Source organism: Paenibacillus sp. ATY16 (assembly GCF_003399985.2).
GTDB classification, from domain to species: Bacteria; Bacillota; Bacilli; order Paenibacillales; family Paenibacillaceae; genus Pristimantibacillus; species Pristimantibacillus glycanilyticus.
Map to the genome: position 1 here is coordinate 14,822 of NZ_NMOK02000037.1, position 26,474 is coordinate 41,295.

The 26,474-nt window shown below is 49.8% G+C and carries 27 protein-coding genes; 23 read left to right on the forward strand and 4 right to left on the reverse strand.

The genetic code is table 11. From position 1 onward, the window contains the following. Positions 1–46 precede the first annotated feature (46 nt). Genes CFI03_RS20370 through CFI03_RS31355 form a run of 4 tightly spaced genes read left to right on the forward strand, consistent with a single transcriptional unit; the run spans position 47 to position 2,323 of the window. Positions 47–559, forward strand: a complete 513-nt coding sequence (locus CFI03_RS20370) for an AAA family ATPase (protein WP_248759063.1) — start codon at positions 47–49, stop codon at positions 557–559. A gap of 26 nt (positions 560–585) precedes the next feature. Next, positions 586–1,101 (forward strand): DinB family protein, encoded by a 516-nt coding sequence (locus CFI03_RS20375; protein ID WP_248759065.1) that lies wholly within the window; start codon positions 586–588, stop codon positions 1,099–1,101. Between the two features lie 7 nt (positions 1,102–1,108). After that, entirely contained in the window at positions 1,109–1,567 is a 459-nt protein-coding gene (locus CFI03_RS20380; protein WP_248759067.1) for a putative immunity protein, read from the forward strand. A gap of 48 nt (positions 1,568–1,615) precedes the next feature. Next, positions 1,616–2,323, forward strand: coding sequence for an MOSC domain-containing protein (locus tag CFI03_RS31355; protein ID WP_248759068.1), 708 nt, complete (start codon positions 1,616–1,618; stop codon positions 2,321–2,323). Positions 2,324–2,373: 50 nt separating this feature from the next. Here the strand turns inward: CFI03_RS31355 and CFI03_RS20390 are convergent, their stop codons facing one another. Further along, positions 2,374–3,207: an MBL fold metallo-hydrolase gene (locus CFI03_RS20390; RefSeq protein WP_248760078.1), complete on the reverse strand. Its 834-nt coding sequence runs from the start codon at positions 3,205–3,207 to the stop codon at positions 2,374–2,376. Positions 3,208–3,351: 144 nt separating this feature from the next. On the opposite strand from CFI03_RS20390, the gene CFI03_RS20395 reads away from it, so the two are divergent. The 4 genes from CFI03_RS20395 (at position 3,352) to CFI03_RS20410 (ending at position 7,455) form a co-directional block, all read left to right on the forward strand. Next, positions 3,352–4,206, forward strand: coding sequence for a manganese catalase family protein (locus tag CFI03_RS20395; protein WP_248759069.1), 855 nt, complete (start codon positions 3,352–3,354; stop codon positions 4,204–4,206). 75 nt (positions 4,207–4,281) lie between these two features. After that, entirely contained in the window at positions 4,282–6,294 is a 2,013-nt protein-coding gene (locus CFI03_RS20400) for a Na+/H+ antiporter (protein WP_248759070.1), read from the forward strand. 59 nt (positions 6,295–6,353) lie between these two features. Continuing rightward, a complete protein-coding gene (locus tag CFI03_RS20405) occupies positions 6,354–6,911 on the forward strand; it encodes an NADPH-dependent FMN reductase (RefSeq protein WP_201008062.1) in 558 nt (185 codons plus the stop codon). A 4-nt stretch (positions 6,912–6,915) separates the two neighbouring features. Continuing rightward, positions 6,916–7,455, forward strand: a complete 540-nt coding sequence (locus CFI03_RS20410; RefSeq protein WP_248759071.1) for a GNAT family N-acetyltransferase — start codon at positions 6,916–6,918, stop codon at positions 7,453–7,455. Between the two features lie 197 nt (positions 7,456–7,652). On the opposite strand, the gene CFI03_RS20415 is transcribed toward CFI03_RS20410, so the two are convergent. Further along, the gene (locus CFI03_RS20415; RefSeq protein WP_248760080.1) at positions 7,653–8,606 is read right to left on the reverse strand and encodes a substrate-binding domain-containing protein; all 954 of its coding nucleotides are present in this window, start codon (positions 8,604–8,606) and stop codon (positions 7,653–7,655) included. A 164-nt stretch (positions 8,607–8,770) separates the two neighbouring features. Here CFI03_RS20415 and modA point away from each other — a divergent pair, with 164 nt between their 5' ends. The 5 genes from modA to CFI03_RS20440 all read left to right on the forward strand — a co-directional run bounded on the left by modA (position 8,771) and on the right by CFI03_RS20440 (position 13,874). Beyond that, positions 8,771–9,577: a molybdate ABC transporter substrate-binding protein gene (gene modA / locus CFI03_RS20420; protein ID WP_248759072.1), complete on the forward strand. Its 807-nt coding sequence runs from the start codon at positions 8,771–8,773 to the stop codon at positions 9,575–9,577. 106 nt (positions 9,578–9,683) lie between these two features. Further along, on the forward strand, positions 9,684–10,064 hold the full coding sequence (locus CFI03_RS20425) for a hypothetical protein (RefSeq protein ID WP_248759073.1): 381 nt from the start codon (positions 9,684–9,686) through the stop codon (positions 10,062–10,064). 114 nt (positions 10,065–10,178) lie between these two features. Beyond that, positions 10,179–11,675, forward strand: a complete 1,497-nt coding sequence (locus CFI03_RS20430; protein WP_248759074.1) for a spore germination protein — start codon at positions 10,179–10,181, stop codon at positions 11,673–11,675. Positions 11,676–11,680: 5 nt separating this feature from the next. Further along, positions 11,681–12,778 (forward strand): GerAB/ArcD/ProY family transporter, encoded by a 1,098-nt coding sequence (locus tag CFI03_RS20435; RefSeq protein ID WP_248759078.1) that lies wholly within the window; start codon positions 11,681–11,683, stop codon positions 12,776–12,778. Further along, positions 12,771–13,874, forward strand: coding sequence for a Ger(x)C family spore germination protein (locus tag CFI03_RS20440; protein ID WP_248759080.1), 1,104 nt, complete (start codon positions 12,771–12,773; stop codon positions 13,872–13,874). Before CFI03_RS20435 ends, CFI03_RS20440 begins: the two co-directional genes overlap by 8 nt. A 49-nt stretch (positions 13,875–13,923) precedes the next feature. Here CFI03_RS20440 and CFI03_RS20445 read toward each other — a convergent pair whose 3' ends face one another. Beyond that, positions 13,924–14,349 carry a hypothetical protein gene (locus CFI03_RS20445; protein WP_248759082.1) on the reverse strand — a complete coding sequence of 142 codons (426 nt, stop codon included), beginning with the start codon at positions 14,347–14,349 and terminating at the stop codon, positions 13,924–13,926. A gap of 156 nt (positions 14,350–14,505) precedes the next feature. On the opposite strand from CFI03_RS20445, the gene CFI03_RS20450 reads away from it, so the two are divergent. The 10 genes from CFI03_RS20450 to CFI03_RS20495 all read left to right on the forward strand — a co-directional run bounded on the left by CFI03_RS20450 (position 14,506) and on the right by CFI03_RS20495 (position 25,314). Next, positions 14,506–15,702 carry an MFS transporter gene (locus tag CFI03_RS20450; RefSeq protein WP_248759084.1) on the forward strand — a complete coding sequence of 399 codons (1,197 nt, stop codon included), beginning with the start codon at positions 14,506–14,508 and terminating at the stop codon, positions 15,700–15,702. A gap of 67 nt (positions 15,703–15,769) precedes the next feature. Then, positions 15,770–16,567: a DUF2935 domain-containing protein gene (locus CFI03_RS20455; RefSeq protein ID WP_248759086.1), complete on the forward strand. Its 798-nt coding sequence runs from the start codon at positions 15,770–15,772 to the stop codon at positions 16,565–16,567. 411 nt (positions 16,568–16,978) lie between these two features. Then, positions 16,979–17,692: an AAA family ATPase gene (locus CFI03_RS20460; protein ID WP_248759087.1), complete on the forward strand. Its 714-nt coding sequence runs from the start codon at positions 16,979–16,981 to the stop codon at positions 17,690–17,692. Positions 17,693–17,718: 26 nt separating this feature from the next. Beyond that, entirely contained in the window at positions 17,719–18,264 is a 546-nt protein-coding gene (locus CFI03_RS20465) for a GrpB family protein (protein WP_248759089.1), read from the forward strand. 13 nt (positions 18,265–18,277) lie between these two features. Next, positions 18,278–19,186 carry a LysR family transcriptional regulator gene (locus CFI03_RS20470; RefSeq protein ID WP_248759090.1) on the forward strand — a complete coding sequence of 303 codons (909 nt, stop codon included), beginning with the start codon at positions 18,278–18,280 and terminating at the stop codon, positions 19,184–19,186. A 101-nt stretch (positions 19,187–19,287) separates the two neighbouring features. Beyond that, positions 19,288–21,576, forward strand: coding sequence for a 5-methyltetrahydropteroyltriglutamate--homocysteine S-methyltransferase (gene metE / locus CFI03_RS20475; protein WP_248759092.1), 2,289 nt, complete (start codon positions 19,288–19,290; stop codon positions 21,574–21,576). A 178-nt stretch (positions 21,577–21,754) separates the two neighbouring features. Further along, positions 21,755–22,288, forward strand: a complete 534-nt coding sequence (locus CFI03_RS20480) for a sigma-70 family RNA polymerase sigma factor (RefSeq protein WP_248759094.1) — start codon at positions 21,755–21,757, stop codon at positions 22,286–22,288. Positions 22,289–22,301: 13 nt separating this feature from the next. Continuing rightward, positions 22,302–23,465: a hypothetical protein gene (locus CFI03_RS20485; RefSeq protein WP_248759096.1), complete on the forward strand. Its 1,164-nt coding sequence runs from the start codon at positions 22,302–22,304 to the stop codon at positions 23,463–23,465. Next, positions 23,462–24,424, forward strand: coding sequence for an ABC transporter ATP-binding protein (locus CFI03_RS20490; protein WP_248759097.1), 963 nt, complete (start codon positions 23,462–23,464; stop codon positions 24,422–24,424). The genes CFI03_RS20485 and CFI03_RS20490 overlap by 4 nt, the downstream gene beginning before the upstream one ends. After that, on the forward strand, positions 24,421–25,314 hold the full coding sequence (locus tag CFI03_RS20495) for an ABC transporter permease subunit (RefSeq protein ID WP_248759098.1): 894 nt from the start codon (positions 24,421–24,423) through the stop codon (positions 25,312–25,314). The genes CFI03_RS20490 and CFI03_RS20495 overlap by 4 nt, the downstream gene beginning before the upstream one ends. Before the next feature lie 57 nt (positions 25,315–25,371). On the opposite strand, the gene CFI03_RS20500 is transcribed toward CFI03_RS20495, so the two are convergent. Beyond that, positions 25,372–26,466, reverse strand: coding sequence for a GerAB/ArcD/ProY family transporter (locus CFI03_RS20500; protein ID WP_248759099.1), 1,095 nt, complete (start codon positions 26,464–26,466; stop codon positions 25,372–25,374). Between the last annotated feature and the right edge of the window lie 8 nt (positions 26,467–26,474).

Here is a 26,474-nt window from a genome sequence, read left to right on the forward strand (position 1 = left end):
CTCCTTATGGAAAGTGCGTTTTCTTTTTCTAGGAGGGAGAGTCGTCATGAATCATGTTTATATTATTTCCGGTCCGGCTGGTGTGGGGAAGTCCGCGACATCGAAGCAGCTTGTGCAGCGCTTCTCGAATTCTGGTTATATTTCCGGTGACTATATTAGCCATCTGCATGTAAAAGGCAGGCAAAAGCCCTGGGAGAGCAAAGAAGAACTTGCGCTTATTTGGACAAACCTATTGGCTTTGACCCGTAACTTTCTTGCTCAAGGCATTGATGTCGTTATCGACTATGTGACTTTTCCGAATGAAGCTTTATGGTTGAAGGAACAGCTGAGAGAGACTTTGGCGAACGTATCCTATGTTGTTCTATGGACGGATCGGGAAACGCTGCTTGCCCGGGATCAATCACGGATTCCCGAGCATCGGATGGGAGAACGCTGCCTTGTATTAATGAACGAATTCCTTGAATCGGGAGTTGAGAATCGGCATATTGTAATTAACAACAGCCGCTCTATTGAACAGGTCATAGAGATGATTATCTCAGGCGAACGGTATATAATGTAGGTAGGGCATGCATAAAGAGGTGACCAATGAGAGGTCTGGAAGTTATTTATACTTATACCGAAAGGCTTGATCAGTATACAATAGAACAATTACGTTACCGGATCGAGCCCGGAACCTGGTCGATTGGCCAGGTCTACTCGCATATCGTTGATGTTGCTCTCGAATATCTGGACAATATCAGGCAATGCGAAGAGTCCGGCGTCGAGCAGCCGCTTGGCAAAACGGAAGCAGGCGAGAGATTGTTCGGAGAGGGCGCTTTTCCGCCGGTCAAGATCAAATTGCCTGAAGGCATGGAATACAGCCCAAACGATGCGAACAATAAAGAAGATCATCTTCATGATTTGAATCGGTTAATAGATAACATGAGAGCTTGGGATTTGCGGATTGCAGGCATTCATCCCCTATATAAGGTGAGGCATGGCGGATTCGGCTGGTTGAATGCCAGAGAGTGGCATGATCTGATTGAGATGCATTCCCGTCATCATCTACGACAAATAAAGGAGATCGAAGAACGATGGAACAAAGTGACAGTCGACAGGTGAGCAGAATATGAAGGGGCTAATTGGTCCGGACAGACGTATCGCAGACCTGGTCAAACAAGTCGATCATCGCGTCCTGGCTTTATGGGCGGCGGATTGTGCGGATCGGGCCCGTCCATGCTTCGAAATTGTCCTCTCGGAGGATAATCGGATGCAGGAGGCTATACTTGCAGCCCGCGCCTGGTCGCGCGGCGAGCTTCCGATGTCCTCCGCGCGCAAAGCGGCATCTGCCGCGCATACCGCAGCGCGCGATGTCATTGCCGCGAGCAGCGCGGCTTCCCGCGCAGCCCGTGCCGCCGGCCATGCGGCCGCTACTGCCCACGTTGCCAGCCACGCGGTGCATGCCGCTTCTTATGCGGCTTCGGCTATCCGGGATCTGGCGGATAAAGCGCAGGCCAAGCTGATTGCCGATCAGGAGCGGGAATGGCAATATATGCGCCTTCTTGAATTGCTTGAACAATTAAGATAAAGACTTCAATTATTAATCTACAATGTTTAGACAAAGGGGCATTAGAACGTGCAGATCGGCGAAATTCAAGAAATATACCGTTATCCGGTGAAATCGTTTGCAGGCGAAAAGCTCGAGGATTGCGTAATCGAAGAGTATGGCATGCTCGGAGACAGGTTTGTCGCCTTTTACGATGAGACGAAGAAGGAATGGTATAAATACATAACCGCAAGGAATATACCCAATCTATTGAACTATCGGGCGACATTCCGGAACGGGATAATTCGGATTACGGGACCTGACGGACAAGAATACGGCTGGGATGAAAGGCTGCTGGAAGAAATCCAGAGCCAGACGAAGACAAGGCTGACGATGTCGGCCATGAAAGAAGCGCATCCCGAGCATCCGCAGCTGCTGTCCGTGGACGGAGCGAGCATTCTGATCATTACGGACAGCTCCTTGAACAAGCTTCAGCAGACCTGGGGCAAGGAGCTTGACGAGCGCCGTTTCCGTGCCAACTTCGTAGTTAAGGTCGCAGAGGATTCGTTTACCGAAGGAGATTGGATCGGTCGCAGGCTGACGATTGGAGATGCGCAGCTGCAGGTGGACAGCTTCTGTCAGCGATGCGTGCTCATTACGATGAATCCGGACACCCAGGTAAAAGACCCGTCTTTGCTACGAAAAGTGAATGAAGAGTTTAATTTGCACTTTGGCGTATACGCTTCCGTCGTCAAGACCGGAACAATCAAGCAAGGGGATAAGGTGTTGCTGGATTAAACGTCAATAACGGAAAGAAACCGTGGGCTGAAGTCCACGGTTTCTTTCCGTTATTGAACATACTTCCCATGCTCCGGAACCGCAAGGATATCGAAATTGCGGGTCAGATTATCCAGTCCGCTCGCGAGCAAGTCTCCCTTTATCGGCATCCCGTGCCCAGTGACGGCAACGGCTGGCTTTAAAGCCTCCAGCTTGCGGACCGATTCGGCAGCCGCCTTCCAGTCCGTCGTTAAATAACGGGGTGGACCGTTTATTTCAAGCTCTTGCGTAATAACGCTCCACATCGATTCTTGCTTGACGGTTACGAAAGCATCTCCGGCGAGCAAGGTTCGGTCGCTGTCCCGGAAGAAAGATACATGACCGGGTGAATGACCAGGGGTATGAAGCCAACGCCACCCCGCCAGATGGGGAACTGAGCCGTCTTCCGGCAGGGTCGTTAGATGATGGCCCAAGTTGATCGCATCTACAGGAAACAAGGGGGAGAGCTTCGCTACCAGTCCGCTATCCACGGAAGGGTCAGGATCCGGGTAATCGCGTTGGCCCGTGAGGTAGGGCAGCTCATAAGGATGGGCATAAACAGGCACGTTCCAATGTTCGACCAGTTCCACAATCGATCCGACATGATCGAAGTGACCGTGAGTAAGAAGAATCGCTTCAGGTCTTGCGCCGGAACCAAAGCGCTCTTCTGCTTCCCCGATAATGGTATCGGCCGCATGCGGCATGCCGGCATCGACGAGGACCCAGTTTTTTTGCCTTGGCATACCTATAAAACAGACATTTACGATTTGGACGGTCAGACAATGCAAGTCGGGCAGAACCTCCTGGCCCTTGCCGCTTTTAATTGAAGTAACCGGGAGGTAATGATAATCCTCGCCGTAGGACATATCTTCATGCTCGTGCATGGGTATCCCTCTCTTTCCTTATTGCCCGTAATTTGTCCCATTCCCCGGCATATCATTACCATCGAATGAAATACTCTCCTGATACACATGCTATTAGCGCTTAAGCCAACTTAAGGAGGTTTCCCCTTGTATTTCTACAAACAGGATTTGATTAACATGATCGTACCGGACAAGCCGGATCCGGCTGCCGCTAAGGTACTGCAGGAGGCGCTGGGCGGGCATTACGGCGAGATGCGCACGATGATGCAATATTTTTTCCAAAGCACGAACTTTAGAGGAAATGCGACGCAATACCGCGATTTGATCAGAGGCGTTTTTCTTGAGGAAATCAGCCATGTCGAGTTGGTGCAGACAACGATAAATCAACTCTTGACTGGTTCAGGTGAGGAAATTCCGGGTAATGCTGGTGTAGATCATGCTCCGCTCGACGAAGCGGTTAAGCATGCCAACCCGCATCACTACATAGTAGGAGCGCAAAGCTCGTTGCCGGTTGATGCGGGAGGCAATCCATGGCTTGGCAATTATGTTTATAATCATGGTAATTTGATTGCCGATCTGCTGGACAATCTGGTGCTTGAATCAACAGGGGTACTGCAAAAATCAAGGATTTACGAAATGAGCTCCAATAAAGCCTTCCGCGAAACCATCGCATTTCTGATCGTCAGGGATAACGCCCACCAGAATGCTTTTGCCAAGGCACTTGAAACGCTTGGCGTAAGCTGGGGGAATCTGTTCCCCGTACCGAATTACGATATCAACAAGTATCCGGAATGCCGGAAATACGTCGAAATGGGTTTCTATAACGCCCAATTCAACTTCAGACTGGACGATACGAGAATTGCCGAAGTATACAGCGGCAAATCGCCTAGCCGAAACGGCGGTGAGCTGAAGGTTACTCCGCCTCCGGAAGGCTATCCGGTACCCTATAATCCCGAGCTGCCTAATGAGCATGCTCCCGGACTTTCGGACATGGGCAGGTAGAGAGGAAGAACGGAAGGGATCGATCGCAATAAGCGGCTGATCCCTTTTGTAATACAAAAGGAAGGGGGAACCCGCTTGGAAATTTTTATTATCGTACTCGTCATGCTTGTCTTGATTGGCGTGTCCAATGTCCTTTATCGCTTTATTCCATTCGTGCCGGTTCCGCTTATCCAGATTGCGCTCGGAGCCGTTATTGCCGTTATTCCGATTGGGTTCCATCTGCATCTGGAGCCGGAATTATTCTTTATCCTGTTCATCGCTCCGCTCTTGTACAACGACGGAAGAAACACGCCGCGCGATGAACTGTGGAGGTTGCGTGCTCCTATTTTGCTGCTGTCCGTAGGGCTGGTGTTCGCAACGGTTGTAGTGGTTGGTTACACGATTCACTGGATGATACCAACGATTCCTATTGCCGCGGCTTTTGGTCTTGCTGCCATTCTGTCTCCTACGGATGCAGTTGCCGTAGGAGCCTTGGCCGGCCGGATCCAGCTGCCCAAAAGCTTGATGCGATTGTTGGAAGGCGAAGCCCTGATGAACGATGCCTCCGGTCTTGTTGCTTTCAAATTCGCCGTCGCGGCGGCGATGACAGGAGTATTCTCGCTGCACAAAGCAACGTTCAGCTTTATAGTGATTGCCGTTGGCGGGCTTCTGGTCGGGGCTGTGCTAGCCTTTTTGATCATCGGCATCCGGCAGCTGCTCAGAAGGGCGGGACTGGAGGACGAGACGATGCATATGCTGCTGCAGCTCGTTACGCCGTTTCTCCTCTATCTTATCGCAGAAGAGCTAGGCGTATCGGGCATCCTTGCGGCGGTTGCCGGCGGGATTGTCCATGCCATCGAGGATGACCGGGTGGATCACAGCATGCCAAGGTTGAAGGCGGTATCCGTCAATACCTGGTCGGTAATCCTGTTTATTTTGAACGGGCTTGTTTTTGTTATTTTGGGTCTTCAAATCCCGCAGGTCACCTCGGTAATCTTTAAGGATCCGGCCTTTAATAACGGGGTCGTCATTGGTTATGCGATCGTTATTTTTGTGTTGCTGCTGGTACTGCGGTTCGTCTGGACTTTTCTGTTCACTTGGATTGGCAAAGATAAGCTTAGTCTTAAAGTCATCGTACTTACGACGGTTTCCGGTGTGCGGGGGGCCGTTACGCTTGCCGGTGCTTTCTCGATTCCGCTTGTGCTGAACAACAACGATCCGTTCCCTCAAAGAGACTTAATTATTTTTCTCGCCGCCTTTATTATTCTGTTGTCGCTTCTGTCGGCCAGCATTCTGCTGCCGCTTATTGCGAAAAAACGGATTGTAGCGGATGAATCCGAGAAGGCCCATGAGGAGAGGGAATGGCAAATGAAAGTGATGGGGGCAGCGATCCGGCATTTGGAACGCGTCACCCATGAGGCGAATGAAGAGGCGATCGAGTCCGTTATTGCCGAGTACCGCAGGATGATCCTGGAGCTGGAGATGCGCGAGAACCAGAACAGACCGCTGCCGCGACGCCGTCAGCAGGAGCTGGAAATGCGGATTGTGGCGCTCGATATCGAGCGGAAATACGTAAACGAGCAGCTTGAGAACGGATCGATCAGCGAGAAGCATGCGGATTTCTACTATAAGATGCTGGATCAGATCGAGCTGATTTTGGCCAACCGGCTTCACCTATGGCGAATGGTGTTGAAAGGGCTATGGAGCAAAGTAAAAGCGAATTTTACAAGCGCGGGGCGAAAATTAGCGTTCTCCGAAGCGGATATTGCAACGCTCCGCGGTCTAAGGCTTCAATGCTCCGAGGCGGTCCTTGAAGAGATGGATGCCAGATGCCAGCCCGATACGAAAGACGATCCGACGGAATGCGTAACCGCGTATTATCATCAGATCATCAAGCGAATGAAGGCGATGCCGGTTCATACGAAGAACAAGACTCAGGACTTCAACGAAGCGCGGAAGGAGCTGCACTGGATTGCGATTCAAGCCGAAAGGGATGAGGTTCAAACCTTGTACGAGAAAGGAACTATCGACCGGGAGCTGGCTTCGAATCTGCGTCGGCATATCCGGGACCGCGAGGCGGCTATGTACGAAGAGGATGAAATCGGTTAATCTTAAAGTTGTGCTCTATTTTGCACAGTATACTTAAGATTGAAGGAGAGATGCACACCATGACGCAATCCTATCATATTGTTGGCCTGACCGGCAGCTTGCGCAAGGCTTCCCTGAACAAAACGTTGTTAAAAAACGCGGCGGTGTTTCTACCGGAAAATTATACATACACCTACGCCGAGCTTGGCGACCTGCCGCTCTATAACCAGGATCTCGAGGAGGATTTGCCGGAATCCGTCAAGCAGTTCGCCGAGCTGTGCAGCTCCGCGGACGGCTTCTTGATCAGTACTCCCGAATATAACGGCCTGATTTCCGGCGTGCTCAAGAACGCACTCGATTGGGTATCCCGGAAAAATATCGGCGCGCCGCTTGCGACAAAGCCGGTTGCGGTTATGGGTGCTACACCAGGCCCGAGCGGCACGGCACGCGCGCAAACAAACCTGCGCCAGCTCATTTTCGCCCTGGATATGGATCCGGTGAACCGTCCCGAGCTGAAGCTTGCCCAGGCGCATATGAAATTCGACGATGACGGCCGGTTAACGGACTTTGCCATCTTGCAGGTGCTGCAGCAATTAATGGATAAATTCATCCATAAAATCGAGCGTTCGAAGGAATAGCGGCATGAATAAGAGCGGGATTTATTTGCGTATGCTTGAGCCCGGAGATGCCAAGCCTATGGTGGATTTGAAGTTGAGGAACCGTGATTTTTCCCAGCCATTCGAACCGATCAAAGGGGATGAGCATTATACGCTCGAGGAGCAGATGAAGGATATCGGCAACGGAATTTCGGCGGCGCAGCAGGGAACGGCTTATATTTACGGCGTATTTCTGACGGAAACGGATGAGCTGATTGGCCGGATTGCCCTCACGAGCGTGACCCGCGGCGTGTTTCAGAATGCGTATATGGGCTACTTTATCGATCAAGCTCATAATGGTCGCGGTTATGCCACCGCTGCCGTAGCGGAAATGGTTGGCCTAGCCTTCAACGATCTTCGTCTTCATCGCATTCAGGCAAGCGTAATGCCGAAAAACGGGCGTTCCCTCCGCGTCCTCGAAAAAGCCGGCTTCCGGCAAGAAGGACTAGCCCGGCGTTATCTGAAAATAAACGGGCAATGGGAAGACCATCTCTTATTTGCAATCACACAAGAAGACTTGCCCTAACAAAAAAAGCGGCTGTGCAGTAGTAATTCTGCACAGCCGCCTTTTTCTTGAAAAGAAAACGGAGCATTTCGAATGATTCTGGAGAAGCGATAGCGCTCGCTTTTGATCGAGGATTCCAACAATCTTTCTTTATTCAAAGGAATCCTCGAGGAATGGCGATCGGAAGAACATTCGAATGAGAAGTTTTGCTTTTCCCCTCAAGTTTCAAACAAAACCTGCCCCGTCAAAGACAAATCATAACCGGATATGGACCGAAGCTCGTTCTGAAAAGCAGGGGAGTTGAGGATGCCGAGCACGGCTGCGATCCATGCCCTATTCTCGGGCTTCTTCAGCAGCACCAGATCATATTGCTCCTGAATGAGCGGAACAAAGTCTACATTGCTCACGATAGTAGCGGCTTTCTCGATGCCAACCCCAACATCGGCTTCCCCCGAAGCGACCTTCCCGGCGACTCCGAAGTGATTGCTTTCCTCATGTTCATAGCCGGAAAGCTGATCTGCCTTAATTCCGTGCAGCCGCAGCTGTTCGTCGAGCAGAACCCGGGCGCCGGAGCCTTTCTCCCGGTTTGCGAACCGGAGGCCCGGTCGTCCAAGATCGGCCCAGCTGCCAAGCTGAAGCGGATTTCCCTTGGCGACATATAAGCCTGCGCGGCGCTTGAGCAAATGAACCACTTTATAGGAGGAGCCAATCAGTAATCTTCGGATGTAAGGCAGGTTGTATTCGCCCGAATCGCCATCCAGCAGATGAGTGCTTACAATATCAGACTCTCCTTTATACATGGAAATCAAGCTATCCAGACTGCCTACATACGAGCGAAGGGGACGGATGCCGGGTATCTGTTTTTCCATATGCTTCGCTAGAAGATCAAGACTGACATCTTGACCGGTAATGACGATTGGGCGGCTTCCGCCAACGGGGAAGCTAGGCACGGACTGTGCAGCAGGATGTGCGGGTGCAGCATATTCCGTTCCTTTCCCCGCGTTTTTTGTTTTAAGTTTATAAGCTTCAAGATCGGAAGAGTCTACCCGCATCTGCTTGCCGACACGGTAGGAGGGCAGATCGCCTTTCTTAATCAGATCATAGACGGTAAGCTTGGATACTTTAAGAATCTGGGCGATTTCTTCGGTTGTATAGGAAATATCATCGGCCATAAAAGACTTCACCTTCAATTCAACGGTTTGGCCATATTGTAACATAACAGACAACTCTATTGTGCCCCGGCAACAAAAAGTCAATTTTCTATTGGATTGTATCATGATGCATGATATAAACTAGTTATAAATAGATATAAAAAGATATATTTGGAGGAGACCGGATGAGCGTGAAGTTTAAAAGCAGTTTGGTTTTATTAGGTCTGGCTATTGTAGTTCTTGTTATGACGGCTTGCGGCAATAACAATACAGCTGGCAATAACGCAGCCAGCAAGGTTGAGCTGACCATATCCGCGGCGGCCAGCTTGACGGATGCGCTTAACGACATTCAGAAAATATACGAGGAAAAAAATCCGAATGTGAAGCTGAATTTCAACTTTGGCGCTTCGGGGGCTCTGCAGCAGCAAATCGAACAAGGAGCTCCGACAGATCTGTTCCTGTCCGCTGCCGCGATTAACCTAAAGGCGCTGGTTGACAAGCAGCTTATCGATACGGATAATCAAACGAACCTGCTCAGCAATGAGCTTGTTGTAGTCGTTCCGGCTGATGGCGATGCTAAGCTTGCATCGGAAGCCGATCTGACCAAAGCGGAAGTGAAGCATGTAGCGATTGGCATTCCGGAGAGCGTGCCTGCCGGCAATTACGCGAAGGAATCGTTAACGAATGCGAAGCTGTGGGATTCGCTGCAATCCAAATCCGTGCAAGGCAAGGACGTTAGGCAAGTGCTTCAATATGTAGAGACGGGCAACGCGGACGCGGGCTTTGTGTACAAGACGGATGCCTTGACTTCGGGCAAAGTGAAAATCGCGTTTAACGTAGATCCGGCAACCTACACGGCCATTCAGTATCCGATCGGAATCGTGAAAGCGACGAAGCACAGCAAGGAAGCGGAAGATTTCTACGCGTATTTGCAATCGCGGGAAGCGCTTGACGTGTTCGTGAAATACGGCTTCTCTGTACCTGCGAAATAATAGTCAATACACAAGAACGGGCAGCCTCCGTTCTTTTTCTTTTGGTTTGTTTTACAAGGGCAGCCTATCGGATTAAACTGGAAATTAGCGAGAAGAGGAGGTATTCATGCGTAAAGTTTTTGTTGCCGCGGTTATTTTGTTCGTTCTGGCAGTTATGGTTTTATCCCGTAAGAGTGAGGAAGGTTTTCGGATTACGGTCCACAATCAATTGGATCAGGAGATTTCTCAGCTGACTCTTGTCTATCCCAAAGGTTCGCAAACATTCGAAATAAAGGCTCATTCGGACCAAAAGCTTCACGTTTATCCCCAACATTTTGGAGAAGGCTCCATAACCCTGCAGTATGAGGATAAGCTAACGAATCAGGAAATCACGATTTTTGGCTATATCGAAAATAATTATAGGGGAAAAGCCGATGTCACGATTATTTCGTTAGCGGACAATGGTGAGCTTCAGGCTACGGTTAAAACAGAAGATCATCTTTATTAAGCTGCATCATTTTATAGTTAGAAGCCGCGATCTTTCGATCGCGGTTTTTTTTGGTTAAATTTCAGGAAGATTATGCAAACTAAGATTTATTCTATCTGTGGCAGGTGAGTGCGGATGACATTTTCTAAAGCGTTGCGATACATGATCGTTAAGGAATCGGCGAGCCAGACCAATCAGGATAAGCAGTCTCCGCCCGAACAAGACTCCCAGCCGCCGACGCTCGCCCACACGATGGAGGAGTTCGTAGACTGCAGCGATATTACGCACCGTACGTTTCCGGATCATCAAACCGATCTCGTGTATTTCGATCAATTGACGGATAAGGATAAGCTCAGCCGGCATATTTTGTCTCCGCTGTTGAGCGGCAGCGACGAGGATGTAGCCAAGATGGTGAAGCATCTGCAGCCTTTTAAAACTACCAGCAGCAAGACGTTAATTTTGGATGTTTTGTCGGGCGGCATTGCTGTCTTTCACGGCCCGGATGCTTACGTATTCGATGTTTATAGCCCTGAAGCAAGGGCAATCAGCCAATCCGAGACGGAGACGGTCATTACAGGCCCGCATGATGCTTTCACCGAGCAGATCAATACGAGTCTCGCGATGATTCGTTCCAGGCTAAAAAGCTCCCATTTGAAGGTCATTAAGCTCGCAGTCGGCGAAGTCTCCAAGACGGACGTGTACCTGCTCTACGTGAAGGATATCGTCAACATGAAATTCGTTGAAGAGGCGAAAAAGCGCATCCAGCAAATCGAGGTTGATGCCATTCTCGATACGAATATGCTCATCCAATACATGGACGACAATAAATATTCGATATTCCCGCAGTACCTGACTTCCGAGCGGCCGGACGCGATTGTCTCGAAGCTGGTAGCCGGTCGAGTAGCGGGAATTGTGGACGGCAGCCCGTCCGTAATGACCCTGCCTACTTCGTTTTTCGAATTTTTCTCTTCATCGGACGATTACTATCAGAGGTGGATACTCGGCAGCGCCATTAGGCTGCTTCGCTTCATCGCGTTTGTTATAACGATCAGCTTTACCGCTTTGTATGTATCGGTTACGACGTTTCATTACGAGATGATTCCGGAAAACCTGCTTATGACGTTAACGGAATCCAGGAGCAGGGTGCCTTTCCCGCCCTTATACGAAGCTTTATTGATGGAAGTGACCATTGAGCTGCTTCGCGAAGCGGGAGCTCGGCTTCCAACCAAAATCGGCCAGACGATTGGCATCGTAGGCGGTATCGTTATCGGTCAGGCAGCCGTACAGGCGGGGTTGACCAGTAACATTCTTATCATTGCCGTTGCTTCCTCCGCCATTGCTTCCTTCGTCATTCCGAGTTACGTAATGAGCGCATCGATCCGGTTAATCCGGTTTGGACTCATCATGTTGGCGGGCTTCTTGGGCAATCTCGGACTGGTGTTCGGCATTGCCGCTATTGTCATTCACTTAAGCGGTTTAACCAGCATGGGAACGTCTTATCTAAACCCTGTAGCTCCGTTTAAGCCAAAAGATTGGAAAGATATCTTTATCCGAGCTCCCTTTACCGCCTTGCGGGAAAGACCATCGCAAAGCTCTTCCCCGAATAAGGTGCGCAATAAAACCAAGGAGTGACCGCTATGAATACGGAGACGAAGGAAAAGCTTTCTCCATTCCATACCACCATCCTCGTCCACATGATTCAAACGGGTGTCATGGCTTTAATTCTTCCGCAGCTGCTCGCGGAGACCTTCGGCACAAACGGATGGATTACGGTGCTGGGGTTTGGTCTTATAGCTACAATTAATATTCTATTGATAGCGGCCGTATATAAGCTTGGCAAAGGGCGCTCGATCTTTCAGATTCTAGAGCATTCGATCCCCAAATTTATGCTGGTACCCGTTTATTTGGCTCTGGCTGTTGTATGGATCATGCTTGGCTGCATGGCGGGGAAGGAATATATTCTTATTTTCCAGATGTACGCCTTCCCGACTACGGATCCGATGGAATTCAAGTTTATCATGGATCTCCTCGTTTTTTGGCTGCTGACTAAAGGCTTGTACAATATTACGAAAGCATCTACCGTATTTTTTGGGCTGTTTGTTTGGATGTTCTTTCTGTTGTTCTTTTTCTATACGGATTTCAGCTGGTCCAGGCTTACGCCATTCTTGTTCAAGGGAGGACATTTCACTTATCTTGAAAGCCTGGATATCTATTCGTCGCTTCTTGGTTACGAGGTTGTTCTTCTCATGTTTGCATATACAAACCGGAAGACAAAGTTCGTAAAATCGGTCTTGATCGGCAATGGCATGACCACTCTGACTTATTCCTATCTCTCGATCGTTACGTTTGGGGTTTATAGTCTCGAGCAATTAAAGAATAAGGCGTTTCCCGTGCTTGAAATGTTAGCCTATATCCGGTTTCCGTTTATGGAGCGGATGGAGAATTTGCTTTACGGGTTTGTTTTGTTTACCGTCCTTTTCTCGATCCTGATGTACGAATGGTGTGCCTTGGAGATGCTGAAGCAAATTTTTCCCAGGCTGAAAGCGAACTTCCTTGCTTTTATCGTTATGTTGACATGCTTTCTAGTCGCTTATATACCGGATACGCTAAACGAGGTAGGGGATTGGTTAAGCACGCTTAGCATGATCGAATGCGGAATTGCATTTGGTCTGCCTATTTTGTTATTAATCGTTCTTATGTTTCAGAATACGGGGAGAAGTCCTGCTCATGAATAGATTACCGATTTGCTTGCTGGCGATATTGATCCTTGCCGTTCTTCCCGGCTGCGACTATCGGATCCTGGAGCGCATTGGATTTACTTACGCGGCCAGCTATGATACGGCTCCGGAGAACCAGGTGGAAATTACCGTCAGCATACCGAGAGCCGAGCCAACGATAAAAGTAAAACGGGAGATCCATTCCGCAATCGGAAAAAGCTCAAAGGATGCGAGAGTTAAGTTTGCCAACGAAACAGACTTACTCCTCGTTAACGGACAAATCCGCGTTCTGCTGTACTCCGAGGCGCTTGCGCGCAAAGACCTGTCGAATGAAATTAACAGCGTATTAAGAGACACCTCGGTTTCCCCATTGGTCAAGATCGCTTTAGTAAACGGGAACGCGAAGGAACTCCTGTCCAAAAACTACAAGCAGCATTTGTCTACGGACAAATACATCAATCGGCTATTGGAGAAATCAAGCAGCAACAACCGCATTCCGAAAACCACTTTGTACGAGTTCGAGCGGGATTATTATGATGACGGGATTGACCCGATTGCGCCTATTCTGAAAGAAACGGGGGAAGATATTACGGTTGATGGCATTGCATTATTTCAGGATTATAAATACATCGCTAAAATCCCTAATCGAGATGCTTTGTTGTTCTCCATTTTGCGGGGAAAATTCAAGAAAGGGGACATGAGCTTGGAATTGAGCAGCGGCGAAGACAGTTCATCGGAATATATCATGTTCACTTCCGTACTCAGCGACCGCAAGGTGCATGTGGAACGCAGAGCCGGAGGTACCATGCATGTAACGATCAGTGCCAATTTCAAAGGCTCCGTACACGAATACATCGGGAATAAAAAACTTAGCGTTGACGCGCAAAGGCATGAGGTGGAGAGTAAAGTCTCCGAGATCATGACCGAAAGCGCGAATCGACTTGTAAAGCAGCTGCAGCTGCACAAGGTGGACAGTCTTGGCATCGGCATCCATGTCCGCAACTACATGTCTTACGAGGCATGGAAAAAGCTGGACTGGCGCGAGGAGTTTCCGAAGGTAGAAATCGAATGCAAGCTGCGTTTCAAAGCGAAGGATTACGGGAAAATCAGATAATAAAGCAAACCCGCTGCAGGCACCAGCCTGCAACGGGCTTGTTTGTGTCTTATTGCATCGAGCGGTATGGCGTCGAATGCATGCCATCGTTATTGGAGTTGAAGTTCGAATAAGAATGTTGCGGCTGCTGCGATGCATATCCCGTGTTGTAGGACGGAGTATGGGTGTTAAAGGATTGCGAAACCGAGGAGTTGAATTGCGTATGAATCATGCTCTCCACTTGTCTGCAAATTTGCGATACTTGCTGAAGCTGTTGAATTGCCGTTTGATGGCCTTGAAGAGCGGTTTGGATGATTTGAGCGGCTTTTTGTTCGCGTGCCGCGAGTTCTTCGAGACGTTGCGCATTTTGCTGCTCTTGCTGAAGCAGCATTTGATAATTTTGGCTGGCTTGCTGCGTTTGGTTAACCAGCTGTTGAATCACTTGCTCGCATTGATGAAGGGATTGGCTTGCTTGATTGTTGTTAGAAAATTGCATGTTCTGAAATTCCTCCTTTGGTTTGACGAACACGTATAGAATCCCTTTCGTCGCCATTACTATTCAATTTTTTTCGCCGACATAAATCGAATGGGAAAGGGTCATTCTAATAAGCGGTGCTCGACTTAATCCCGACTTGTTTACTTGGAGGAAGTAATGGAGAAGAAGAAGCAATTAGATCTGGCTTCCATCGCAACGATTCCTTTAACGATGACTTTAGCGAACTCGATATTGATTCCTGTCCTTCCTTCCATGCAGAAAGCAATGGGAATAACCGCGGTGCAATCCAGTTTGTTAATTACGGCTTATGCCGCTGTCGCAATCTTGTTTATTCCCATTGCCGGATACCTCTCTGACCGCATCGGCAGGAAAAAAGTGATTTTGCCAGGGCTGCTGCTGGTTGCGGCGGCAGGCGCCTTTTGCGGCTTTGCCGCTATATCGTTCGATAAACCTTATGCTCTTGTTATGACGGGGAGGTTGTTTCAGGGATTAGGCGCGGCAGGCTGCTTCCCGGTCGTGCTTCCTCTTGTCGGTGACTTATTCAAGAAGGAAGAGGATGTAAGCAACGGACTTGGCCTTGTCGAAACGGCCAATACGTTCGGCAAAGTGCTGGCCCCAATCATTGGTTCTGCTTTAGCCATGTGGACCTGGTATATGCCATTTTGGTTTATTCCGGTATTCAGCTTGATATCGTTTATTCTTGTAGCCGTATGGGTTAAGGCTCCCAAAGACAAAAAGCCGGCTGTTCCGTTTGGCCAATTTGTTCGGGATGTTATTTCCTTGTTTCGGGAAAAGGGAAGGTGGATTTGGGGCGTGTACGTAGCGGGCGGAATCAATATGTTCGCTATTTTTGCCTCCTTGTTTTATTTGTCGGAGATTCTGGAGGAACGGGGAAGTCACGGTATATTGAAGGGCTGTCTCGTGGCTATCCCGCTCGCAGCCTTGTGTTCCACCTCATGGGCGATTGGCAAATGGATCGGACAGAATAAGAAATTGATGAAATGGATCAGCGTAATCGGCTTTATTGAGGCCGCTGGCAGCCTAATATTTTTGGCATTTGGAGGAAGGGACTCTATTTGGTTCATTATTATCCTCCTTTTCGTTGGCTCTATTGGCCTTGGGGCCGCATTGCCGAGTCTCGATGCTTTGTTGACGGAAGGAATCGAGAAGGATCAACGCGGCACGATCACGTCCATTTACAGCAGTATCCGATTCCTTGGTGTTGCGGCAGGCCCTCCCTTAGCCGCGTTGCTAATCGCCCATTCGAAATCTTCCTTATTCTGGCTGTTAACCGGCTGCTGCGTTGCCGCTGCTCTTATCGCTCTCTTTACGATTAAGCCAAAGAAAGGTTAGGCCGTTATATCCGGGCGGATCCCTTCATACCTTCTAAAGGAACGGTATCGGAGGAGGGATCAGCGTTTTGGCCAAGTCTGAATGGTATGAGCATCGCTTCTGGCTGCAAATTTTGGGCGATCATGGCAGGTTTATTCTAAATACCTTGTCGCCTGTCGAGATCAACGATATCAAGCTTGCCAATTATTTCATAACGGCCTTTGACCAGCTGCTCGAGTATGCCAGACAATCCTCGTCTGAAACGGATTGTCTGTCCATCAGCAGACAGGCACTTGAATTGACGATCGAATTGCGGTCGTTCAAGCTGAGTTTGCTGGAGAGAGCCTTGTTGGGAAAAATAAAAATCATGCTGACTCCGACTTTTCTGAACCATATGGTCAATGAGCTGGAGGAATATCTTCGCATATTGAAGGAGCTTGCTGCGGGTAAGCCCGTTCCCGTATTTGATGCCCTTCACCATGATTTCTTGTGGCTGCCGGATGCGGCAGGTCATGCGGCTGCCATTGGCAGTGACCTTGATTTTGTAGAGAAGCCGCTGATCAAGCAGACTCAACTATTCGAGGAGCGCTTTAATCAGCTGTACTTAAAAAGTATCGAAATGGCAGGGTACATGAGAACGGAATTGAAGGATTTTCCCGCATTCCGCAGGCTCCATAAAGAAGTGGATGTGGAGATGAAGCTATTTGTGGCTTTTCTCAAAGAGCTCGAGGAGCTTGAGGTAACCGATGAGGTGCTTGACCGGATCAGCCCGTTAATGCCCGATCATATGATGCGGGAAGAGTGTTATTACCTTACGAAGCTGGCCCAGCTTGGACTGGTGCCGAACCCGAACTGCGAGGCGGATAAACCGAGGGTTCAACCCTGACGCTGGAATGACTATCTCGTGATGAGATAGTCATTTTTTTATGGCGAATGAAACAGAGGGAAACCATGAACCGTTCAAGGTATATTTTTTTATTTTCCATATAAAGGCCGGGTCCAAGTCGTTTCCTTGGTCCAACGTAAGCAACCCAGCGTATTATCCGGCAATAGAGGTTGCTGATCTGAATGAGGACGGCGATAATGAAATTATAATTAATCAAGCATTCTCATTCCAGTATTCAGAGTATAGGCGATAAGGTAAGAGTCACGATTGAAGTTGACGGACAAACCTATAGCAAGGACTACGCGAAATCTGCCGCCGGCACTTGGACGCCCGTTTACGATTAAGCTCGAATACGGGAAGGATCTTAAGGTAGTCAGATCAACAATATTAGAGCAGTAGGAGTTGAAGCTTTTGTTTCTAAGAAGCGTGGAGATCAGGCGGGATGAGCATGTAAATGAACGGGAATACCCGTTCACGATTCCGGCGATCAAGTCGATGGACAGGCTGCATTTCCGTTCAAACGTAACGTTTCTCGTTGGCGAGAACGGCTCGGGCAAATCGACCTTGCTCGAGGCCATTGCTTATCAATGCGGTTTCCATACGGCTGGCGGAGGCAGGAACAACGCTTATGAGGTGGATGCTTCATCGGCGATACTGGGCAATGCCATCAGGCTGGCTTGGATGCCAAAGGTGACGAACGGGTTCTTCCTGCGCGCGGAAACCTTTTATCATTTTGCGTCTTATATCGATACGCTTGATCCCGATGTGTTAAGCCATTACGGAGGCCGCTCCTTGCACAAGCAATCGCATGGGGAAGCTTTCCTGTCGCTATTCAAGCACCGGTTCGGCAAAAAAGCCATCTATCTCCTTGACGAGCCCGAGGCGGCATTATCCCCGGCTAGACAGCTGGCACTTATGCGCGTTATTAAAGATTTATCGGAGGACGCCCAGTTTATAATCGCGACGCATTCCCCGATTCTGCTCGGGTATCCCGAAGCGCAAATTTATAATTTCGATGAGCAGCCCATTGAGGAAATCGCTTATGAAGATACGCTGCACTACATTGTGACACGCAGATTTCTCGAGAACCGGAAGACGGTGCTCAAAGAATTGTTTGAAGACTAATGACCTTCAGGAGGGAGATTGTATTCGTGGAGGACCAATGGAGAATTGCCCAACATAATCCGCTGTGGCATGACAGGTTCCAGGAAACAGCCGCAAAACTGCGAGCAACCCTAGGCGACACTGCATTAAGAATTGATCATATCGGATCAACCTCCATCAGCGGTTTGGATGCAAAGCCTGTTATCGATATTCAAATTTCCGTTTCCCGGTTGGCCGAGATGGACCGTTATAAACCCGGGCTTGAGCAGCTTGGCTACGTGTATAGGGATGACAATCCCGACTTGTCAAAGCGATACTTCAGAGAAGCTCCCGGCAATTGCAGAACCCATATTCACGTAAGGCAATCAGGGAGCTTTTCGGAGCAGATGAACTTGCTGTTCCGCGATTATTTGCGGCAGCATCCGGAGGATTGCCTGCGTTACGGGCAAGAGAAGCATAGGTTAATGGAGCAGTACAAGCATGAACGGATGAAGTATGTTGAAGGCAAAGGTCCTATCGTATGGGACATTCTGCATAAAGCGCATCTCTGGTCGCAAAGCGCAGGCTGGCAGCCGGGCGAGACAGATAAGTAGAGGAGGGACAACGTTGACGTTAACTCAACTAAAATACATTATCGAAGTCGCGAACCGCGGTTCGATTAACGAAGCGGCGAAGAGGCTGTTTATTTCGCAGCCAACGCTGTCGAACGCGATTAAGGATCTGGAAGAAGAGCTGCAGCTGGCGATATTCGAGCGTTCGAATAAAGGAATTTCCCTCTCGAAGGAAGGAGTGGAGTTCCTCGGCTATGCCCGTCAAGTGGTGGAGCAGGCGGAGCTGTTGGAGGGCCGATACTTGAACAAAAAGCCGTCTCCGCAGCATTTTTCCGTATCCACGCAGCATTATGCTTTTGCCGTAAATGCTTTTGTTAGTCTGGTGCAGGAATACGGACAAGAGGAATACGAGCTGTCGCTTCGGGAGACGAAGACCTACGAAATTATCGAAGACGTAAAAAGCCTGCGAAGCGAGATTGGCATTCTTTATCTGAACGAATTCAACGGCAAAGTCATCAATAAGCTGCTGAAAGACTCGAACCTGCATTTCACGAGCCTGTTTACGGCCAAGCCGCATATTTTCATCAGCATCAAGAACCCTTTGGCGAAGCAAGCCAAGGTATCGATTGACCAGCTGGACGAGTTTCCGTATCTGTCCTTTGACCAAGGGGAGTACAACTCCTTCCACTTCGCGGAGGAGATTCTCAGTACGTTATCGCATAAGAAAAGCATCCGGGTCAACGACCGCGCGACGTTGTTTAACCTTCTGATCGGGCTGAACGGTTATACGATTTCGACCGGAGTTCTTAGCGCGGATCTGAACGGAAACGAGATTATTCCGGTGCCGCTTGATACCGACGAGACGATTAATGTGGGCTGGATTGCTCACAGGAGCACCGCGTTGTCCAAGCTGGGAACCGCCTATATCGAAGCCTTGCATCAGGCGATACCGCCGGCTCCATGATATAGCTATTGGCTATAACTAGATATAGCATTTTACAGTTACACTATAACTCGAAATCCATGATATCTTTCTTGTAACAAATATTGAGGAGTTGTTGCAAGATGGCAAAGAGCAGTGTATTGGGGTACCCTCGAATCGGTGAAAACCGCGAATGGAAAAAAGCGCTGGAAGCATTCTGGGCAGGCAAGCTGGAGGAATCCGAGCTTCACAAGCAGCTGCAGGAAATTCGCTTGAACCATCTGCGCAAACAGCAGGACAAAGGCATCGACTTCATTCCGGTGAATGACTTCAGTTACTACGATCAAGTATTGGATACGGCTGCTATGTTCGGAATCGTTCCGAAACGGTTTTCTTATAACGGCGGTCCGGTTCCGATTTCCGTCTATTACGGTATCGCCCGCGGCACGAAAGACGCTGCTGCAAGCGAAATGACGAAATGGTTCAACACGAACTACCATTACATTGTCCCGGAGTTCTATGGCGCTCAGCCGGCTCTTACGGAAAATAAACCGCTTATCGCATACCGCGAAGCGAAAGAAAAGCTCGGCATCGAAGGCAAACCGGTTATTCTTGGACCTTTCTCTTTCCTCAAGCTGTCGAAGGGATACGGCCGCTCCGAGGTTGACTCCTGGCTCTCGATCCTTCTTAAGCTGTATGTGCAGGTTCTTCAAGAGCTTGCCGCCGAAGGCGTTCAATGGGTGCAGATCGATGAGCCGGTGCTTGTGACGAAGCTGAGCAATGACGACGTGGCCCGCCTGAGAACGGTATACGGCAAAATCGCCGAAGCGGTCCCCGGTCTGAATATTATGCTGCAGACTTACTTCGAATCGGTTGACCAATACAAGGAAATCGTTAACCTGCCTGTACAGGGCGTTGGCTTAGACTTCGTGCACGGATTGAAAGGCAACCTGTCCGCGATTCGCCAATACGGCTTCCCGGCAGACAAAGTGCTTGGCGCCGGCGTGATTGACGGCCGCGGTATTTGGAAGGCACCGCTTGGGAAGAAGCTGGAGCTCTTGAAGGAGCTGAAAGGTCTTGTACCGGCTGACAAGCTGCTTGTTCAAACTTCCTGCAGCCTGCTGCATGTCCCTGTTACGACAAAGCCCGAGACCAAGCTTCAGCCTGAGCTGAAGAATGCGCTTGCCTTCGCGGATGAAAAGCTGGACGAGGTCGTTCTGCTTACCCAAGCCTTGAACAATGGCGAAGCATCCGTTGCCGAAGCGCTTGCGTCGAACCAGTCGGACGTTGGGGCATTGGAGCAGTCCGCTTCCCGGAACCGTTCGGATGTTCAATCCGCGGTAGCGCGCATTGAATCGCAAGTACCGGCAAGAAAATCCCCGTTTGCGGAACGCAACTCGGCTCAGCAGGAGAAATGGCAGCTGCCGTTGTTCCCGACCACAACGATCGGAAGCTTCCCGCAATCGACGGAAGTACGCAAGGCGCGCCAGTCTTGGCGCAAAGGCGAATGGAACAACGAGCAGTATTCGAGCTTTATTCAAGACCAGATTGATGCTTGGATCAGCTATCAGGAGGAAATCGGTCTTGACGTACTGGTACACGGCGAGTTTGAACGGACGGACATGGTTGAATTTTTCGGAGAGAAGCTTGAAGGCTTTGCGTTCACGCAAAACGGCTGGGTGCAATCCTACGGCTCCCGCTGCGTGAAGCCTCCGGTTATTTTCGGAGACGTCGCTTTCAAGGATGCGATGACGGTCGAAGAAACCGTGTATGCGCAATCCAAAACAGACCGTCCGGTAAAAGGCATGCTTACGGGTCCCATCACGATTATGAACTGGTCCTTCGTCCGCGACGATATCGAGCGCGAGCAAATTGCTTATCAGCTTGCCTATGCTCTCCGCCAGGAGGTGGAAGCGCTTGAGAATGCCGGCATCGGCATGATTCAGGTGGATGAGCCGGCCGTGCGAGAAGGCCTTCCGCTGAAGGAAGAAGAGCAGAAGCCTTATCTGGATTGGGCGGTTAAAGCGTTCCGCATGACAACCTGCACCGTTTCGGACACGACGCAAATTCACACTCATATGTGCTACTGCGAATTCCATGACATGATTGATTCGATCGAAGAGATGGATGCGGACGTCATCTCCATCGAGACTTCCCGCAGTCACGGCGAGCTGATCCACAGCTTTGAAGTGAATACGTACAAGCATGGCATCGGCCTTGGCGTTTACGATATTCACAGCCCTCGCGTACCGGATGTTCAGGAAATGACCAATATGATTGAACGCGCGCTTCAAGTTCTTGATCCGAAGCTATTCTGGATTAACCCGGACTGCGGATTAAAGACGCGCGGCAAGGAAGAAACCATCGCTTCGCTGCGCAACATGGTCGAAGCCACCAAGCTGGCGCGCGACAAGTTTACCGTTAAGGCATAAGATGATTCCGGAGACTCTACCAGATCGATTGGTAGAGTCTCTTTTTGAGTCATTTTATCTTTTTTTTCATATTTGGGCTCAAGGTGTTACAAAATAGAGTTGATAGCCGTCTTATACATGTCAACGTTAAGCCCGGGGCAAGCGTTAAGGCAATTGAATATCAAGGAGGCAATGGAGAATGAACCTATCCAATCCGGCGCCGGATTTGTTTAAAGATATCTTTCATAAGCATTATCCGTCCGTACTTCGAAAATTAATAGCACTCCTGCGGGATCAATCGGCTGCAGAGGATTTGGCCCAGGAGGTATTCCTGAAACTATACAAGAATCCGCCGTCAAGGCCGGAGGCCGTTGGGGCTTGGCTGCATCAGGTTCTAACGAGAAGCGCCTACGATTACTTGGATCAGAAGGCAAGAGAACGAATGCTGGTGCAGAGGCAGGAAAAGCAGCAGATGACGGAGCCGCAGACCTTTCAATCCGGGGAACAGGCCGTAATCAAGCAGGACGAGGAAGAGCAGGTTCAAGGCTGGCTGAACTCGTTGCCCGAAAGGGACAGAGATTTGCTGCTGCTCCGTTACTCGGGATACAGCTATTCGGAAATCGCGCAGGAATTAAACGTGCAGCAGCCTCAAGTAGGCATGCTGCTGAAGCGGGCGGGAGAACGATTAAGAAAGCAAGCGTTAAAGCATGAAAATCAATGGTCGCAAGAGTAAGGAGAGAGAGCAAATGACAAATTATCCAATGGATCAACGGAAGCAAGCGAACTTGTGGGCTTCGGAAGAGACGAACGATGCTTGGGCAAAGCTAGAACTTAAATTGAAAGAACAAGAAGGTTCTCCGGTGTGGGAAGCATGGACGAGGGAGGGCGTTACAGCGGAGGATACGGAGCATAAAGCCGCGGGTCCAGCTCCCATGCTCGGAGAGGAACAAGACGCTTATACCGGGAAAGTCGAGGAGAAGGAACGCTACGCAGCGAAACCTTTGCCTTCCCCTTATCGCAGCTGGTTGAAGAAGCATGGCGTGAAGACCGGCGTTGCCGCGGCTGCCGTACTTATCTGCGCTGCAATCGCGATACCGTCTACAAATGAAGCGCTGGCTTCCATTCTCGGCAAGTTTAAGATGAATCAGGTTGCGGTTGTGCAGGAGGATGATCTCAATACGGCATTGGAGGGCTTCTTCGGAGCCAATGCGTCCGTGGAATCGAGCAACAAGTTTGGTCAATTCGAGCGCACCTTTTCCGGTGAAGACGCCTCCGATCTAACGGTTGCGCAAGTACGCGAGAAGTACGGGATCGAGCTTAAGGAGAAGCTGGACCTGCCGACGTACGGGAAGCAAGCCGAGCTTCATATTTACGCACAGCAAGGGCAGGCTATTACTCTTCGTTTAGACGTGGATAAGATAAACGATGTGATGAAAAAACTCGGAGCGCAGCAATTGCTGCCGGCGTCCGTTGACGGCAAAGCGATCACGCTGCGGATGGGCGAGGGAATAAACGCCGATTACAGCTTTGTGGATTTAAACGATAAATCGCATTATGTCGGAGTCAACGTCATTCCTGTTCCGATGGTCGAAATGGACCCGTCTATTGAGGCGGAGGACGCTTATGAAGCTTTGATCCGATTCCCCGTTCTGCCGACTAACTTGAAAAACGTATTGATGCAGAGCACGCGTATGTCCGAAGGGGAGGTGCCTTTCCCGATTATTACGAACGGCAACGTGACGAAATCGGCAGTGAACGGTGTGGATGTCTATTTCGAGAACAGCAAAAACGTTTGGAATGGCTGGAACGCCACTTGGCTGAAGAACGGAAAAGTCACGCAAGTTCAAATGTATGATGCCGATTCGCGCGAAGAGGCCGAGCAGATCGTGAAGGAATTGATTGCGCAATGAGTTATGCCATCGAAACATTCGGTCTAACGAAAAACTACGGGAACGGGCGTGGCTGTCATGATGTCTCGCTCCGCATTCCTGCCGGGGAAGCCTTTGGCTTCCTTGGCCCTAACGGGGCCGGCAAGAGTACCATCGTTAAAATGCTGGTAGGGCTAACCGCGCCAACGGAAGGGAAAGCGTTATTGTTCGGCCAGCCTGCCGGTTCAGTGGAAGCCCGCAGGCGAATCGGCTATTTGCCGGAATTATTCCGTTACCCGGGATGGCTAAGCGGCGAAGAGGCGATGGTTTTCCATGCCAAGCTTTGCGGAATGAAAGGGACGGAGCTCAAACGCCGGATTAACCGATTGCTGGACGAGGTTGGGATCGGGCAGCGAGGAAAGGATCGGATAAAGGGCTATTCCAAAGGGATGCAGCAGCGGCTGGGTCTCGCCTGCGCGTTGTTGGCCGATCCGGACATCGTATTTCTGGACGAACCGGCATCCGCTTTGGATCCCGTTGGCCGACATGAAGTACGTGAGCTGCTCCAGCGTCTGCGCAAGGAAGGCAAAACGATTTTCCTGAACTCCCATCTATTGGAGGATGTGGAGCAGTTATGCGATCATGTGGCACTGCTGAACAATGGCAGAATTCTGGCTGACGGACGCGTATCGGACGTACTCCGGGCTTCGACCCGCTGGCGCTTCCGGGTAGGGGGCATGACTCCGGAGCTGCTGGACTGGCTTCGCGAAACGATGATCGCACCGGTCGATATCATTCCTTGGGAGGGCAGCGAAACGCCTGCTTGGGGAGAGCATTGGCTGGAAGCCGAGCTTGCCGAAGACGAGCAGGTAGGCTATTTTAACCGTCTGCTGATGGAGCAGGGACTGACTTTATACGAGACGCGCAAAGTGAAGTCAAGCCTGGATGAATGGTTTCTGCAGGCAGTATCGGGTTTGGAGCATAGGGGGGAAAACCGGTGATTGCCGTGTGGATGTTAACCTGGAAAGAGTTGATACGCAAAAAAGTCACTTTGATGACTTTGCTGCTTACGGTTTTGTTTTGGATCGCTTTTTATTTTATCGCGCGAAGCGCGGGAGCGTCGGTATCGCATTACGAATCCGGCATCATAAGCCTGGATAATTTAATTGACCGCTTCAGGGGAAGCGCTATTTTGCTGTGGATCGGCTTTTTCTTCGCCTCTTTTGCGACAGGATTTTTGGCTATATTCAGCTCCGTGGCTGCCGTAACCGGTGAAGCGGAGCATGGGGTGCTGCAATCGGTATTCGCAAGGCCGATTAAACGCACGCACTGGTATTTAGGCCGTTGGCTCGGTTTTGTTACGTTTTGTCTTGTTTATGCGCTTATTTTATTCATATCCATACTTGGTATCGTAACTTACGCGACGGGTGTTCACCCGGATTGGTCCTCCATAGGGCCGGCACTTGTTTTGTTCGTCAGCCCGGTGTTGCTGATGGTTACGCTGACGATGCTTGCGTCCTGCTGGCTTGCGCCGCTAGGCAACGGGGTTGCAATGGTGCTGCTCTTTGGGATGGGCTGGCTTGGTACCATGCTCGACCGGGTTATTGCAGCCGGCATGTTCGCATCCAACGATTCGACGAAAACATCCGATACGATGGAAATGGTGTCGGGTCTGATCCGGCTTCTTATTCCAACCGATGCCCTGCAGCAGCGTATGTTATCGGACTTATTCCAGGTTAAGGACCTGGGACAGTCGTTTACCTCCAGAGATTCCTTAGGCTACTTTTCAATCGTAAATCCGCCATCAGACGCTTTCTTATATTACACGGCCGTTTATTTCGTATTTTTCCTTGCGGCCGGTTTGTTTGCTATTCGACGGAAGGACTTTTGATCCAGCATGTTTAATATATCGGAATTTCCCGGTCCCCGTAATGGGGACCTTTTGTCTTTAGGTCTGCTTGGATCGGGTGTAGCGAACCCGAACGTTCCCAATCATCCATAGCAGCAGAGGGATCGCGAACAGAAAAATCGGGAAGGCGATGTTCTGCCAGAAGAGCGGGAATATCATTTCGGAATCGTCCGAACGAGGAGGGAGGAAGGCGATAGCGAATATGAGTACGCCAATGATCCAAAGCATACTCCTCCATTTCCGAATGCGGATTAATTGAGCTGTTCCATAGCTCGCCATAAACAAGTAAATGCATAGCTTGACAAAAATGCTGAAGATAGCACCGATTACCATCAGAATATCGAGATTCTGAATAAATTCCATAATGGAAATGTATTGAATAACGGAATAAATCGGGTATTTAAGCTTGGCGGGAACGGTATTGTCCAATATCATCAGTACGTTAATGATACCGCTTAATAAGAGAATTCCGGTTACGCCAACGCCCCATAACCCGCTCGATACTGCTTTTTTCTTATCCGCAAGAAAGGCAACCAGCATCACGATGAGAAACGATTCGCTCAAAAAAGAAGCCGGCGACGCGCTTCCTTTCAGCACGGGCATTATTCCGGCAGCCGGCATTAGCGGAAGCAGTCTCGATGGCCGTAAATTAGGAATGCTGAAGAGCAGAATCACAACGATGCTCAGAAGCAGGAAAGGACCGATGAGCTCGCTGCAGCGGCCAACGATGTGAATACCTCCGTGTACCGCATAGATGATAACCAGCACCATGAATAACACCAAGACCCACAACGGAGTGGCGGAAAATAAAGTTAGATGCACAAAGTCCGCATACTCGCGCAGCATGATGCCGGCATGGGCAATCCATAACAGCAGATACGCGAAGACGACGGTGTTGCCCAGCCATTTGCCTATAATCTTCGGAACGAATTCAACAAACGTATCCTCCGGAAAGAGCAGGCTCAGCTTGACTGCGATAAAGGTGACGGCAATGGCGGCCAGACCGGCCAGGAGCATGGCAAGCGGCGCACCTTGTTTTGCCTCTTTGAAAGTAGGGGTAATGGTCAGCAAATAAGTCATCCCGAGCTCCATGGAGAAGAGCAGCCAAAATAATTGATATTTCGTAAGCTTCATCATAATCT